The following is a 14602-nucleotide window of genomic DNA, read 5'->3' as shown; positions in this document are numbered from 1 at the left end:
TGGTAGTACAGATAAACAAAGTATTATAAAAGTTCTTGAGGTAAAAATATGTCTCCAAATATTCGGCCTTTTCTTGCTGGAAATTGGAAAATGAATGGAACGAGTGAATCGCTGGGAGAGTTGCGTGCTATTGCCACAGGCGTTAGCTCTGATCTTAGTCATCTTTTTGAGGCACTTATTTGTGTCCCAGCAACACTTTTATCTCGTGCTTCTGATATGCTGGATAGTGAAAATATCCTTTTGGGAGGACAAAATTGTCATTTTGATGATCACGGTCCCTATACTGGAGATATTTCAGCTTTTATGCTTAAAGACGCAGGAGCAAGTCATGTCATTATTGGCCATTCAGAACGTCGTACAGTATATCAGGAAAACGATGCGATTGTTTGCGCCAAAGTGCAAGCTGCGTGGCGAGCAGGTCTTGTGGCTCTTGTGTGTATTGGTGAAACATTGGAGGAGCGTAATAATAACAAAGTGCTGGATATTCTCACGCAGCAGCTTGAAGAATCTTTACCAGATGATGCAACAGCAGAGAATACCATTATCGCTTATGAACCTATTTGGGCGATAGGAACCGGCAATACAGCAACTCTAGAAGATATTGCAAAAATACATCATTTCATTCGTGATAAGGTGCGCTCTCGTTTTGGTGATGAAGGCAAGAAGATACGTTTGCTTTATGGTGGATCTGTAAAGCCCTCCAATGCATTTGAGCTTTTAAGCATTCCTCATGTTAATGGTGTTTTGATAGGTGGAGCAAGCTTAAAAGCGGTTGATTTTTTAACTATTTGTGCTGTTTGCCGTAAACTATAGCAGAGAAATTTGAGTTTCCCCTTGGATTGTGTGCTATTTATGTGTAAATAGCTATTAAAAAGTTATTTGAAGAGCAGGGTTTATGCAAACAGTACTTATAGTTATTCATTTGTTGATTGTGATTACTTTGGTTGGTGTTATATTAATCCAACCTTCAGAAGGTGGTGGGCTAGGTGTGAGTAATAGCTCAGGGTTGATGAAAACGCGTGGATCTCGAAACCCTTTAACACGTTTGACTGCTATTTTAGCCTGTTGTTTTTTTGTTGTGTCTATTGGACTTACTGTGGTGAGTAATATATCAAATTCTAGTTCTGATATTTTAAAGCGTATACCGGTTAATTCAGAGAAGAATTCTACCAATAAAGGTTCAGAATCAGTCCCATCATCAGATGGCCCATTATCAAATGGTGAGTCTTCCCCTTCTATTCTTGAACAGCTAGGAGGCACTTCGAATTCTCCGCAGGAACAGAAACAGTCCACAAAACCTGAAGCAGAAAGTCCAGTTCCACAGGTTCTTGAAAATACAGTTCCGGATAACAGTACAAAATAGTTTTTTAAGAAAATATAGACTTTTTAAAAAGGTGATTTTTTCACCTTTTTTATTTTAGAAGAAAAATTGTTTCTTTTTGCATTTTTTGCTGGAAAAATCATTATAAATTGCTTATCACCATAAGCCCATGGCACGTTATGTTTTTATTACTGGTGGTGTGGTTTCTTCCCTTGGAAAAGGCATCGCAGCGGCGGCGTTAGCAGCGTTATTACAGGCTCGTGGCTATCGCGTACGTCTTCGCAAGCTTGATCCTTATTTAAATGTTGATCCAGGTACGATGTCACCTTATCAACATGGTGAAGTGTTTGTGACTGATGATGGTGCAGAAACGGATCTTGATCTTGGTCATTATGAGCGTTTTACTGGGCGTTCTGCAAATAGCCAAGATAATATTACAACAGGGCGTATTTATCGCAATATCATTGAAAGAGAGCGGCGTGGTGATTATTTGGGGGCAACAGTCCAAGTTATTCCTCATGTTACGGATGAAATTAAGAGATTCATTACGATGGGAAATGAGGAATTTGATTTTGTTTTGTGTGAGATAGGTGGAACGGTTGGTGATATTGAAGCAATGCCTTTTCTAGAAGCGATTCGTCAGCTTCGCAATGAGCTACCGAGAAAAAATGTCGTTTATGTCCATCTTACATTAATGCCTTATATTCCTTCGGCAGGTGAATTAAAAACGAAACCAACACAACATTCTGTCAAAGAATTGCAAGCAATTGGTATTTCTCCTGATATTTTGCTTGTACGTGCAGATCGATCTATTCCAGAAACAGAACGGTGCAAATTATCACTTTTTTGCAATGTTCGCTCCAATGCAGTCATTCAGGCATTAGATATGCCAACAATTTATGATGTTCCTATGGCATATCATAAGGAGGGTTTGGATTCTGAAGTTCTTTGCGCTTTTGGAATCGATTCGGCACCTGCCCCTCAGATGGATCGGTGGGAAGATATTACGCATCGTATCCACCATCCTGAAGGAGAAGTTACGATTGCTGTTGTAGGAAAATATACGGGCTTAAAGGATGCTTATAAATCTCTTATTGAAGCGATTGCGCATGGTGGTTTAGCGAATAAAGTGAAAGTTAATATTGAGTGGATTGATTCGGAACTTTTTGAAAAAGAAGATTCTGTTTCAGCTTTACAAAAAGCCCATGGAATTTTGGTTCCAGGTGCTTTTGGGGCACGAGGGGCAGAAGGAAAGATTCGAGCAATTCAATTTGCACGAGAGCGTAAAGTTCCATTTTTAGGGATTTGTTTTGGGATGCAATTAGCTTGTATAGAAGCTGCGCGCAATATTGCACAGATTAAGAATGCTTCATCAAGCGAGTTTTGCGAAACAGAAAATCCAATTGTAGGTTTAATGACAGAATGGCTTAAAGGAGACGTTCTTGAAAAACGTACAAGAAATGGTGATCTTGGCGGATCAATGCGTCTTGGTGCTTTTGCTGCTGAATTAAAAGAAGAGAGTCATATTGCTCAAATTTATGGAATGACCAAGATTGTTGAGCGACATCGTCATCGTTATGAGGTCAATATTGATTATAAGGATAAGTTAGAACAGTGTGGTTTGATTTTTTCTGGGATGTCTCCTGATGGTATTTTGCCAGAAACGATAGAATATGCAGATCATCCATGGTTTATTGGTGTTCAATATCATCCAGAACTAAAATCTCGTCCTTTTGATCCTCACCCGCTTTTTTCTTCTTTTATTGAAGCCGCTGTAGAACAAAGTCGATTAGTTTAATGCATAAATTGGGTTACTTTGCTTTTGAGGGATAAAATGACTAAACCAAATTCCCGTGTGAAAGTTGGAAATATTATTTTTTCAAATGAAATGCCTCTTTCATTAATTGCAGGGCCGTGTCAGATGGAAAGTCGCGATCATGCTTTTGAAATGGCTGGTCGTATTAAAACAATTACCGATCAGCTTGGTATCGGGTTTGTTTATAAATCGAGTTACGATAAAGCTAACCGAACTTCTTTGGGTGCGGCACGTGGTGTTGGTCTTGAAAAAGCAATGGCTGTTTTCTCTGATTTAAAAAAGGAGTTTAATTGCCCTATACTAACTGATGTGCATACAGAAGAGCAATGTACAATTGTTTCTTCTACGGTTGATATTTTACAAATACCGGCTTTTTTATGTCGTCAAACAGATCTTTTGGTAGCAGCCGCCAAAACAGAATGTGTTATTAACATTAAAAAAGGTCAGTTTTTAGCGCCTTGGGACATGGAAAATGTTTTAAAAAAGGTTGTTTACAGTGGTAATCCGAATGTTATGCTTTGTGAGCGAGGCACGTCATTTGGCTATAACCGGCTTATTTCTGATATGCGTTCGGTGCCTATTTTACGTTCATTTGGTGCTCCTGTTATTTTTGATGCAACGCATTCTGTTCAAGAACCTGGGGGGCAGGGTGCTTCATCTGGTGGACAGCGTCAATTTGTTGAAGTTTTAGCGCGTGCGGCTGTTTCTGTTGGGGTAGCTGGTATTTTTTTAGAAACACATCAAGATCCAGATAATGCACCTTCTGATGGACCCAATATGGTTAAACTTGATAATTTACAAAGATTGCTTGAGACACTAATGGAGTTTGATTATCTGTCAAAGAAGTTGAATTGAGAAGAGAAAAAACATTTCATTAATAGGACATTAGAAATGAATCGAGACTTTTATTGGATAAGGAAGCACATATGACTATAATTGTCGATATCATTGGGCGTGAAGTTCTTGATAGCCGTGGTAATCCAACGGTAGAAGTTGATGTTCATTTGGAGAATGGAGCTTTTGGTCGCGCTCTGGTTCCTTCGGGAGCTTCAACAGGAGCACACGAGGCTATAGAGCTTCGTGATGGTGGTTTGCGCTATCAAGGGAAAGGTGTTGAAAAAGCGGTTGCTGCAGTTAATGGCGAAATTCTTGAAGAACTTGGTGGGCGGGATGCAACAAATCAAATTGCTATTGATCAAGCAATGATTTCTTTGGATGGAACGCCAAACAAAGCCCGTCTTGGAGCTAATGCGATTCTTGGTGTTTCATTAGCTGTTGCAAAAGCAGCTGCGGATTCATTAAATTTACCGTTGTATCGTTATATTGGTGGTACACAAGCGCATATTCTTCCAACTCCTATGATGAATATTATTAATGGTGGCGTTCATGCTGATAATTTGATTGATTTTCAAGAGTTTATGATTATTCCTATAGGAGCCCCTACTGTAAGAGAAGCCATCCGTTATGGCGCTGAGATTTTCCATGCATTGAAAAAGCGTTTAAAAGATGCAGGTTATAATACCAATGTTGGTGATGAAGGTGGTTTTGCTCCTCAATTTAAAAGTGCTGATCAAGCCATTGATTTTATTATGGAATCTATCATAACATGTGGCTACAAACCAAGTGAACAAATTGCCATTGGTTTAGACTGTGCTTCAACCGAATTTTATAAAAATGGTTCGTATTTTTATAAAGGTGAGGGGAAATGCCGTGACATCCAAGAGCAGGTAGATTATTTAGCGCAGCTTGTGAAAAATTATCCTATTATTACAATTGAAGATGGAATGGCAGAGGATGATTGGGAAGGTTGGAAGCTTCTCACTGACACAATTGGAGAAAAATGTCAGCTTGTTGGTGATGATTTGTTTGTAACGAATTCAGCGCGTTTGCGTGATGGTATCAAAATGGGGGTAGCCAATTCTATTCTCATAAAAGTTAATCAAATTGGTACATTGAGTGAAACACTTGATGCTGTAGAAGTAGCACATAAAGCAGGTTATCGTGCCATTATATCTCATCGTTCAGGCGAAACAGAGGATTCTTTCATTGCAGATCTTGCTGTTGCAACAAATTGTGGACAAATTAAAACAGGTTCTCTTGCTCGTTCGGATAGATTAGCAAAATACAATCAACTTATTCGTATTGAAGAAATGCTAGGATCCCAAGCACGTTATGCTGGTGATGTATATCGTTGATTGTTGTGAGCACAAAATATGAAAGTATAAGATCATTTAGATTATAAAATTGAGATTTTTATTAAAGGCATATACGCAATAATTTTTAAGTGTTCAAATTTATAGGGATTAATATGAGAGGCGTAATTATTAGTCAAGATCAAGGGACTTATCTTGTTTCGGGTGATGATGGTAAACGTTATCAGTTTGCGACTTGGGATTGGTTGGGAAAGAATCCACCAAGGATTGGTAATGCTGTTGATTTTGTCTGTGAAGGGGGTGTTGTCAGTTCTGTTTTTCCATTGTTGAGACCAGGTACAGAGAATTCAAAGATAATGTTCGCACTTCTTTGTTGGTGTGCAGGTATCTTTGGTGTCCATCGCTTTATGGTTGGTAAAGTTCGGACTGGTGCTCTAATGCTGGTTCTATCTTTATCATTGTTTGGATTGATAATTACCGGTATTTGGGCAATTGTTGATTTTATAGTCATTCTTGGTGGAAGATTTACGGATAAAGATGGGAATAAAATTACAGATTTGTAAAAATTTACAATAAAAAGAAAATAATTAAGTTTACTTTTTATTTCGATCAATATTGAGTTGCATAATGCAAGATTATTGTACTCTATTTCTTTAATGTGAGATATTAAGAGAAATATGCACAGTTGAATATATGCACAGTTGAATAAAAGTATTGAAAAAGACTGTGTTGTTTTATATGGGTAAAACAACAACGTAAATCCACTAAGGTGTGTTTTGTATTGCTGCTTATAGCAGCAGAAACATTAGATCATTGGGGGGGATCAGAACTGTTTTAATTTTACGTTTATCACGGCTGCTACAAATTTTATTTACTTTTATTTACGCCGTGAGGTTAATCGATATATCATCAAATGAAATAATCTCTTTATGAATAACACATGAGGAGCAGCTTTATAGGTGGGCAAGGATGAAGGGTAAAATTATTGGTCAAGATCAAGGAGTTTATCTCGTTTCGGGAGGTGATGATAAGCGTTATCAATTTGAGGATTGGAATTGGTTAGGAAAAAAACCACCAAAGGTAGGGGATACCGTTGATTTTGTATATGAAGATAATGTTGTTAAATCTGTTCTCCCTCTTTTGAGTAAAAAAGAATCAGAGCAATCAAGATTAGGTCTGGCAGTTATTTGTTTTTTTTTGGATGGTTGGGTATTCACCGCTTTATGGCTGGTAAAATTGGAACGGGTATCGTAATGCTTCTCATAAATGTAACAGGTATAGGAATTCTTATCAATATACTGTGGTCATTTATTGATTTTATAGTTATTTTATCTGGATATTTTAGAGATGCAGATGGCAATAAAATTACCAAGTTATAGCAACTCGACAAAATTTAAATATAAATAAATAAATAATTTTATTTATTTATCAATATATTTATTTAATAATGTCGAGTTACTTTGATATATGTTTTTAAATGTGAAATATTAAAGAAAATTATGAATATTTAAATAAAACTATTGAAAAAGACTGTACTATTTCATATGAGAAAAGCAAAAGTGCAAATCGAACAGCGTGCTTTGTATTACCACTTATAAATGCGGGAATTTTAAGTTGTTGGGGGATTTTTAGCTTTTTAAAATGTCGTATATCACGGTGAGTACAGATCGTATTCATGCAGTGAGGTTTATTCAACATATTATCATATTAGAAGAAAAGCTTCTTTATGAATAACAATTTTATAGGTGGTGAAGATGAAAGGTAAAATTATTAGTCAGGATCAAGGAAATTATTTCGTTTCAGGTGGTGATGGTAAGCGTTATCAGTTCTTGAGTAGGAATTGGTCAGGAAAAAAGCCACCAAAGGTTGGTGATATGGTTGATTTTGTCTGTGAAGGGGATACCATTAAATCTATTTTCCCTATCTTGACTGAAGGTCAGTCACAGCAATCAAAAATGTTGTTAGCAATCGTTTGCTTGTGTTTTGGTGCATTGGGGATTCATCGTTTTATGGTCGGTAAAATTATAACAGGCATTGTAATGCTTCTTATAACTATACTAAGTACAATAGGTCTACTATTTATGGGGATAGGGCTTATAGGGATTATTTTTATAATTATACCTTGGGTATTGATTGATTTTATCCTTATTTTAATAGGGAATTTTAGGAAAAAAACTACAAATTAGAGGATATCCAATATTTATAATATAAAAAGTGGGTTATTCAGCTTACTTTAATTGTATTAAGGGGGGGGACTTTGGTGGTAACAAATTGTTTGCATGTGTAGATTGAGTAATGAGGTGTTAATCAAAATCGTGCATAGTTGGGCAAAATATTAAAAAATTTGTGCTGTAGAGACTGTGCTATTTTATGTGGACAAAGCAGAAACGTCGATCAATCAAAGTACGCTTTGTACTACCTCTTATGACGGTGGGAGTCTTAAGCTATTTCAGTTATCACATTTATCATGGTGAGTATGGATTGTATTCACGCAGTGAAGTTAATCAGCATATTAGCGAATTAGAAAAGGAGCTTCATAAAATAGAAGCTGAGCGGATATTCATGGAAAAGCGTATTTCTCTTTTACGCAACGGGCATATAGAAAAAGATATGTTGGATGAGTATGTCCGAAAGAATTTGAACTTTTCTAAGCCAAATGAACTGACAATCTTAATACCTTGAAATGATACCAAAGGTAAATGAAAAATCGCTTACTTTAAACGATAATCAGCAATGATATTGTTTAAGCCGATTGATAAGGCTTGTAACTTTTGTTCGTAAAGGTTATTCCTAAATAATCATAAAAGGGAGTTTAATATGGCAGAACGACTTAAAAAAAATTCTGCGTCGGTGGCGCGCACTGCATTATCAAGCACCACAAAGAAAGCACCAATAGCAGACTTTACAAAAGAAGAAGAAATTGATGCTTATCGTGAAATGCTTTTAATTCGCCGTTTTGAAGAAAAAGCAGGACAACTTTATGGTATGGGGCTTATTGGGGGATTTTGTCACCTTTATATTGGTCAGGAAGCCGTTGTTATAGGAACATTGAAAGCGGCCAAAGAAGGTGATCAAGTTATTACGTCTTACCGTGATCATGGTCATATGTTAGCCGTTGGGATGAGTCCGCGTGGTGTCATGGCAGAATTAACGGGACGTCAAGGTGGCTTTTCCAAAGGGAAAGGTGGCTCGATGCATATGTTCTCTAAAGAAAAGAACTTTTATGGAGGACACGGTATTGTTGGTGCGCAGGTTTCCATTGGTTCAGGTTTGGCATTTTCGAATCAGTACCTTGGTAAAGATAATGTGACATTGGTTTATTTTGGTGATGGTGCCGCAAATCAGGGGCAGGTTTACGAAAGTTTTAATATGGCTTCACTTTGGAAGCTTCCCGTTGTTTATATTATTGAAAATAATCAGTATGCTATGGGAACGTCAGTTTCACGTGCATCTGCAGAAACTGATTTTTCCCGACGTGGTCTTTCTTTTGAAATTCCAGGTATTGTTGTTGACGGTATGGATGTTCGATCAGTAAAAGGAGCTGCTGATGAAGCAATTTCTTGGGCACGCTCAGGTAAAGGACCGATCATTCTTGATATGCAGACCTATCGCTATCGTGGTCATTCCATGTCTGATCCAGCAAAATATCGTTCAAAAGAAGAAGTCCAAAAAATAAAAGAGGAGCACGATCCGATTGATCAAGTAAAAAGTCGGATTCTTAAAAAAAATTGGGCGAACGAAGATGATTTAAAATCTATTGAGAAAGAGGTCCGTGCAATTGTTGCTGATGCGGTAGATTTTGCACAAAGTGATCAAGAGCCAGATGCTTCTGAGCTCTATACTGATATTTTAGTTTGATGCGAGGGAAGCAAGTATGTCTATTGATATTTTGATGCCGGCGCTTTCACCAACTATGGAAGAAGGTAAACTGTCTAAATGGCTCAAGAGAGAAGGTGATAAGGTTAGCTCTGGCGATGTTATTGCTGAAATTGAGACGGATAAGGCTACAATGGAAGTAGAGGCCGTTGATGAAGGTACTCTTGGTAAAATTTTTGTGCCTGAAGGTTCTGAAGGCGTAAAGGTTAATACTGTTATTGCGATTTTGTTAGAAGAAGGTGAGCGTGCTGAGGATATTTCGCAACCTACTGATATAGCACAAAAAACTAAGGAATCTCCTCTTTCTCTGGCATCGTCAGTTCCGCAGGCTGCTCCTACTTTTGATACATCTCCTAATTTTGATATTCCAGCGGGAACACAAATGGTTACAATGACAGTTCGTGAAGCGCTTAATCAGGCTTTGGCTGAAGAAATGCGGCGTGATGAAAAAGTTTTTCTCATGGGGGAAGAGGTCGCGCAATATCAAGGTGCCTATAAGGTTAGTCAAGGTTTGTTGGAAGAATTCGGAGAACGCCGAGTTATTGATACCCCAATTACGGAGCACGGCTTTGCTGGGCTGGCTGTCGGGGCTGCTTTTGGAGGGTTACGTCCCATTGTCGAGTTTATGACATTTAATTTTGCGATGCAGGCGATGGATCAAATTATTAACTCAGCAGCCAAAACACGTTATATGTCTGGTGGACAAATGACCGCTCCTATGGTTTTTCGGGGTCCCAATGGCGCGGCTGCCCGTGTTGGTGCTCAACATTCTCAATGTTATGCTGCATGGTATAGTCATGTGCCAGGTTTGAAAGTTGTCATGCCTTATAGTGCTGCAGATGCAAAAGGTTTGCTGAAAGCTGCTATTCGTGATGATAATCCTGTTATTTTTCTTGAAAATGAGATTTTGTATGGGCATCAATTTGAAGTTCCTCAACTGGATGATTTTGTTTTGCCTATTGGTAAGGCGCGCATCCATAAGTCTGGACAAGATGTGACGATTGTCGCGTGTGGGATTGGAATGCATTATGCCGTTCAAGCGTTGCCGGAAATTGAACAACTTGGTATTGATGTTGAATTGATTGATTTACGAACCATTCGCCCGATGGATCTTCCAACAATTCTTTCTTCAGTTAAAAAAACAGGTCGTTTGGTAACAATTGAAGAGGGATTTCCTCAGTCATCCGTGGGAACTGAAATAGCAACGCGTGTTATGCAGCAGGCTTTTGACTATCTTGATGCGCCAATTGCTACGATTTCTGGCAAAGATGTTCCGATGCCTTATGCCGCTAATCTTGAGAAGTTGGCTTTGCCTAATACTGCTGAAATTATTGAGGCCGTTAAGGCTGTGACGTACAGAGCATAACGGAGGAAAGCATAATGCCCATTAAAATTACAATGCCAGCGCTTTCCCCTACGATGGAAGAGGGAAATTTAACAAAATGGAATATTAAGGAGGGAGATAAGGTTTCCTCTGGTGATGTTATTGCTGAGATTGAGACGGATAAAGCGACAATGGAAGTCGAAGCCGTTGATGAAGGTAGGGTTGCCAAAATTGTTGTTCCTGCTGGAACACAAGGCGTTAAAGTAAATGCTTTAATTGTTGTTTTAGCAGAAGAAGGTGAAGATTTAGCTGAAGCTGCAAAAGTTGCAGAAGAAATCTCTTCTTCTACAAGCCAAGAACCAGAGGGCATAAAACAGACAGATACTCTGAAACAGACGGACTCAAAGGGTACAAAAATGTCTCATGAATCATCAGCTCAGCAATTAATACAGCAAGATAAAAAGGAAGGGCGTCTTTTTGCCTCTCCTTTAGCGCGGCGATTAGCATCTCAGGCAGGTCTTGATTTATCCCTTATTTCTGGAAGTGGTCCGCATGGGCGTATTATCAAGCGCGATGTAGAAAAAGCTGCGAGCAGTGATATTTCTAAAGTGTCTTATTCATCACAGATAGGGGAGCTAGTAGCTACAGGTGCTTCGGATAAACAGATATTAAAACTCTTCAAAGAGGATGAATATAGCTTCGCTCCCCATAATAATATGCGTAAAACAATCGCGACACGTTTGGTGGAATCAAAACAGAAAGTCCCACATTTCTATGTAACGGTAGATTGTGAACTTGATGCGCTATTAGCACTGCGTACACAACTGAATGCTGCTGCACCAATGGTTAAAAGGCAGGAAGAAACTCAGCCTACTTACAAGCTTTCTGTTAATGATATGGTGATCAAAGCTGTTGCACTTTCTTTGAAATCGGTTCCTGATGCGAATGTCTCTTGGCTTGAAGGTGGGATGATTCATCATAAACATTGTGATGTTGGGGTTGCTGTTTCTATTCCCAATGGATTAATTACGCCGATTATTCGCCATGCAGAGGAAAAGCCGTTATCACTTATTTCTAAAGAGATGAAGGATTTTGCAAAGCGTGCGCGTGAAGGAAAGTTAAAAATGGAAGAATATCAGGGTGGAACAACAGCTGTATCAAATATGGGGATGTATGGTATAAAAAGTTTTTCCGCTATCCTTAATCCACCGCATGCGACGATTTTTGCGATTGGTACAGGGGAGCAACGCGCCGTTGTTAAAAATGATGCATTAGGGATTGCGACGGTGATGTCGGTCACAATTTCTGCGGATCATCGAGCTGTCGATGGTGCTTTAGCAGCAGAGCTTGCGCGGACTTTTAAGAAGATGATTGAAAATCCATTAGCAATGTTGGTTTGAACTGTTTAACAGTTCTTCACGTAAATTGTGAGAGAGTGTGTTAAGAGAATAAAAACAAATTTAAAGAGTTTGAAGAGCAATGTTATTGCCATTTCTGGTTTGGGTAAAGCATTTACGTGAAGCTTAAAGCAAAAGACATAAGATAATTCTGTTACGTTGTTTTGCTGTCTTAAGTTCAAAAAATGCATATCCATTTTATATATATCCATGGAGGAATTACTGTGGCAAATCTTTATGATGTAATTGTGATTGGATCAGGTCCAGGCGGATATGTAACCGCAATTCGTGCAGCACAATGTGGCTTTAAGACTGCGATTGTTGAACGTGAACATTTGGGAGGGATCTGTTTAAATTGGGGATGTATTCCAACAAAGGCCCTTCTACGTTCAGCGGAAATGAAACATTTTGCTGAACATGCAAAAAATTATGGACTAAAAATTAATGGTTCAATTGAGGCAAACATCAAAGATGTTGTGGCACGTTCACGCGGTGTTTCAGCACGTTTAAATGCTGGTGTTGATTTTTTAATGAAAAAAAACAAGATTGATATTATCTGGGGTGAAGCAAAGCTTACTAAAGAAGCGAGGGGAAGCCATCCTGCGGAAATTATGGTTTCTTCATCCTCCAAACCGATTATGCAACCGCAAAATCCAGTCCCTAAAGGGACGTTAGGGGAGGGAACTTATCAAGCAAAGCATATCATTATTGCAACGGGTGCACGTCCTCGTGTCCTTCCTGGTATTGAGCCAGATGGAAAACTCATTTGGACTTATTTTGAAGCTATGATACCGCCAGCAATGCCAAAATCGCTTTTGGTTATAGGGTCTGGGGCTATTGGCATTGAATTTGCCTCTTTTTATCGTGATATGGGGGCGACAGTAACTGTTGTTGAAATGATGCCTCACATCATGCCTGCTGAAGATATTGAAATTTCAACGTTTGCTTGTAAACAGTTAGAGAAAAAAGGTTTACGCATTCTTCGTCAAGCAAAAGTAACAAAGGTTGAAAAATCTTCCGATTCTGTGACTGTACATATTGATGTTCAAGGTAAAATAGAGTCAATGACTGTTGACCGGTTGATTTCCGCTGTTGGGGTGCAAGGTAATATTGAGAATCTTGGTTTAGAAGCTTTGGGAATAAAAACCGATCGCGGCTGCATTGTAACTGATGAATGGAGTTGGACGGGGGTGGAAGGCATTTATGCTATTGGTGATGTAGCAGGTCCTCCTATGTTAGCACATAAAGCAGAAGAAGAAGGTGTGATATGTATTGAGCATCTTGCAGGTTTGGAAAGTGCTCATCCGCTTGATAAAAGAAAAATTCCAGGGTGTACATATTGTACACCACAGGTTGCCTCTGTAGGGCTTTCAGAAGCTACAGCAAAAGAAGCAGGTTATGATATACGTATTGGTCGTTATTCTTTTACTGCGAATGGCAAGGCGATTGCTTTGGGTGAAGATCAGGGGTTGGTAAAAACAATTTTTGATAAAAAAACAGGACAGCTTCTTGGGGCCCATATGGTAGGGGCTGAGGTAACAGAATTGATACAGGGTTTTGTTATTGCCATGAATCTTGAAACAACAGAAGAAGAATTAATGCATACTGTCTTCCCACATCCGACCTTGTCGGAAATGATGAAAGAAAGTGTGTTGGATGCTTATGGTCAAGTTTTAAACGCTTGATGATTGGATTATATGAAAAATTTTATATTTTTGATTGTTACTTCGTATTTATAAGGCAAAGGCTTAAATGGTTACGGTTGTTGATAAAGTTACAAATAGACGTTTGCGTCATCCTGAAAAGGCACATCGTCCTGATACAAGCGTTCAAAAAAAGCCAGATTGGATTCGTGTAAAAGCGCCAACATCACCAATTTATAAGGAAACACATGGTATTGTACGTACGCATAAGTTAGTGACTGTATGTGAAGAAGCTGGTTGCCCTAATATTGGCGAATGTTGGAGCCAGCGGCATGCTAGCTTTATGATTTTAGGTGAAATATGTACGCGTGCTTGTGCTTTTTGTAACGTTGCAACAGGTATTCCACTTGCCGTTGATGATAATGAGCCAGAACGTGTAGCCGATGCTGTTGCACGGATGGAATTAAAACATGTTGTCATTACATCTGTTGATCGTGATGATCTTGCTGATGGTGGTGCTGAGCATTTTGCAAAAGTTATTTATGCGATTCGTCAAAAAACTCCTAAAACAACAATTGAAGTTCTGACACCTGATTTTCGTCATAAGGATGGCGCCTTAGAGGTTGTTGTTGCTGCTAAGCCTGATGTTTTTAATCATAACTTAGAAACAGTTCCTTCTAAATATTTGAAGGTTCGTCCAGGGGCACGTTATTTTCATTCAATTCGTTTATTACAACGCGTTAAAGAACTTGATCCAACAATTTTTACAAAATCGGGAATTATGGTTGGCCTTGGGGAGGAGCGAAATGAAATTTTGCAATTGATGGATGATTTGCGCTCTGCTGATGTTGACTTTATGACAATTGGACAATATTTGCAGCCTACCCGAAAACATCATCCAGTTGTTCGTTTTGTGCCTCCTGAAGAATTTGAGTCTTTTGCCAAGATTGGTAAAGTAAAAGGATTTTTACATATGGCCTCCAATCCTCTGACGCGTTCATCTCATCATGCTGGAGATGATTTTGCCATTTTGCAAAAAGCGCGTGAAGAAAAATTTTCCTTACAGAGATAA

The 14602-nt window shown here is 38.7% G+C and carries 13 protein-coding genes and 1 pseudogene; all 14 read left to right on the top strand.

Annotated features, from left to right (window positions below):
• The first annotated feature begins 48 nt into the window (after nucleotides 1–48).
• Entirely contained in the window at nucleotides 49–813 is a 765-nt protein-coding gene (gene tpiA / locus ACFIKU_RS04075) for a triose-phosphate isomerase (RefSeq protein ID WP_375656759.1), read from the top strand.
• 82 nt (nucleotides 814–895) lie between these two features.
• Complete coding sequence (secG, locus tag ACFIKU_RS04070; RefSeq protein ID WP_375641470.1) at nucleotides 896–1363, top strand: preprotein translocase subunit SecG; 468 nt, start codon at nucleotides 896–898, stop codon at nucleotides 1361–1363.
• Between the two features lie 127 nt (nucleotides 1364–1490).
• Complete coding sequence (locus ACFIKU_RS04065) at nucleotides 1491–3119, top strand: CTP synthase (protein WP_375641469.1); 1629 nt, start codon at nucleotides 1491–1493, stop codon at nucleotides 3117–3119.
• A 36-nt stretch (nucleotides 3120–3155) separates the two neighbouring features.
• Nucleotides 3156–3992 carry a 3-deoxy-8-phosphooctulonate synthase gene (gene kdsA, locus ACFIKU_RS04060; RefSeq protein ID WP_375656758.1) on the top strand — a complete coding sequence of 279 codons (837 nt, stop codon included), beginning with the start codon at nucleotides 3156–3158 and terminating at the stop codon, nucleotides 3990–3992.
• Between the two features lie 71 nt (nucleotides 3993–4063).
• Nucleotides 4064–5332, top strand: a complete 1269-nt coding sequence (eno, locus tag ACFIKU_RS04055) for a phosphopyruvate hydratase (RefSeq protein ID WP_375641467.1) — start codon at nucleotides 4064–4066, stop codon at nucleotides 5330–5332.
• A 113-nt stretch (nucleotides 5333–5445) separates the two neighbouring features.
• Complete coding sequence (locus tag ACFIKU_RS04050) at nucleotides 5446–5853, top strand: TM2 domain-containing protein (RefSeq protein WP_375656757.1); 408 nt, start codon at nucleotides 5446–5448, stop codon at nucleotides 5851–5853.
• Between the two features lie 406 nt (nucleotides 5854–6259).
• Nucleotides 6260–6669: pseudogene (locus ACFIKU_RS04045) on the top strand (TM2 domain-containing protein).
• Between the two features lie 375 nt (nucleotides 6670–7044).
• Nucleotides 7045–7476, top strand: coding sequence for a hypothetical protein (locus ACFIKU_RS04040; protein ID WP_375656756.1), 432 nt, complete (start codon nucleotides 7045–7047; stop codon nucleotides 7474–7476).
• A gap of 184 nt (nucleotides 7477–7660) precedes the next feature.
• Nucleotides 7661–7972: a septum formation initiator family protein gene (locus ACFIKU_RS04035; RefSeq protein WP_012754998.1), complete on the top strand. Its 312-nt coding sequence runs from the start codon at nucleotides 7661–7663 to the stop codon at nucleotides 7970–7972.
• Nucleotides 7973–8107: 135 nt separating this feature from the next.
• Entirely contained in the window at nucleotides 8108–9148 is a 1041-nt protein-coding gene (gene pdhA, locus ACFIKU_RS04030; RefSeq protein ID WP_375656755.1) for a pyruvate dehydrogenase (acetyl-transferring) E1 component subunit alpha, read from the top strand.
• A 16-nt stretch (nucleotides 9149–9164) separates the two neighbouring features.
• Nucleotides 9165–10532, top strand: a complete 1368-nt coding sequence (locus ACFIKU_RS04025; protein WP_375656754.1) for a pyruvate dehydrogenase complex E1 component subunit beta — start codon at nucleotides 9165–9167, stop codon at nucleotides 10530–10532.
• Between the two features lie 14 nt (nucleotides 10533–10546).
• Nucleotides 10547–11890, top strand: a complete 1344-nt coding sequence (locus ACFIKU_RS04020) for a pyruvate dehydrogenase complex dihydrolipoamide acetyltransferase (protein ID WP_375656753.1) — start codon at nucleotides 10547–10549, stop codon at nucleotides 11888–11890.
• Between the two features lie 221 nt (nucleotides 11891–12111).
• Entirely contained in the window at nucleotides 12112–13572 is a 1461-nt protein-coding gene (lpdA, locus tag ACFIKU_RS04015; protein ID WP_375656752.1) for a dihydrolipoyl dehydrogenase, read from the top strand.
• 67 nt (nucleotides 13573–13639) lie between these two features.
• Nucleotides 13640–14602 carry a lipoyl synthase gene (gene lipA / locus ACFIKU_RS04010; RefSeq protein ID WP_375656751.1) on the top strand — a complete coding sequence of 321 codons (963 nt, stop codon included), beginning with the start codon at nucleotides 13640–13642 and terminating at the stop codon, nucleotides 14600–14602.

This window comes from Bartonella sp. CM120XJJH (genome assembly GCF_042194715.1).
GTDB lineage: Bacteria > Pseudomonadota > Alphaproteobacteria > Rhizobiales > Rhizobiaceae > Bartonella.
Note: the sequence above shows the minus strand (reverse complement) of the source record. Positions and strands in the feature narration are given on the sequence as shown.

Coding starts and splice junctions, on each gene's coding strand:
- ACFIKU_RS04020 (WP_375656753.1), top strand. CDS start 10,547: ATGCCCATTAAAATTACAATGCCAGCGCTTTCCCCTACGATGGAAGAG.
- pdhA (WP_375656755.1), top strand. CDS start 8,108: ATGGCAGAACGACTTAAAAAAAATTCTGCGTCGGTGGCGCGCACTGCA.
- kdsA (WP_375656758.1), top strand. CDS start 3,156: ATGACTAAACCAAATTCCCGTGTGAAAGTTGGAAATATTATTTTTTCA.
- lipA (WP_375656751.1), top strand. CDS start 13,640: ATGGTTACGGTTGTTGATAAAGTTACAAATAGACGTTTGCGTCATCCT.
- ACFIKU_RS04035 (WP_012754998.1), top strand. CDS start 7,661: ATGTGGACAAAGCAGAAACGTCGATCAATCAAAGTACGCTTTGTACTA.
- ACFIKU_RS04025 (WP_375656754.1), top strand. CDS start 9,165: ATGTCTATTGATATTTTGATGCCGGCGCTTTCACCAACTATGGAAGAA.
- tpiA (WP_375656759.1), top strand. CDS start 49: ATGTCTCCAAATATTCGGCCTTTTCTTGCTGGAAATTGGAAAATGAAT.
- ACFIKU_RS04050 (WP_375656757.1), top strand. CDS start 5,446: ATGAGAGGCGTAATTATTAGTCAAGATCAAGGGACTTATCTTGTTTCG.
- ACFIKU_RS04040 (WP_375656756.1), top strand. CDS start 7,045: ATGAAAGGTAAAATTATTAGTCAGGATCAAGGAAATTATTTCGTTTCA.
- secG (WP_375641470.1), top strand. CDS start 896: ATGCAAACAGTACTTATAGTTATTCATTTGTTGATTGTGATTACTTTG.
- eno (WP_375641467.1), top strand. CDS start 4,064: ATGACTATAATTGTCGATATCATTGGGCGTGAAGTTCTTGATAGCCGT.
- ACFIKU_RS04065 (WP_375641469.1), top strand. CDS start 1,491: ATGGCACGTTATGTTTTTATTACTGGTGGTGTGGTTTCTTCCCTTGGA.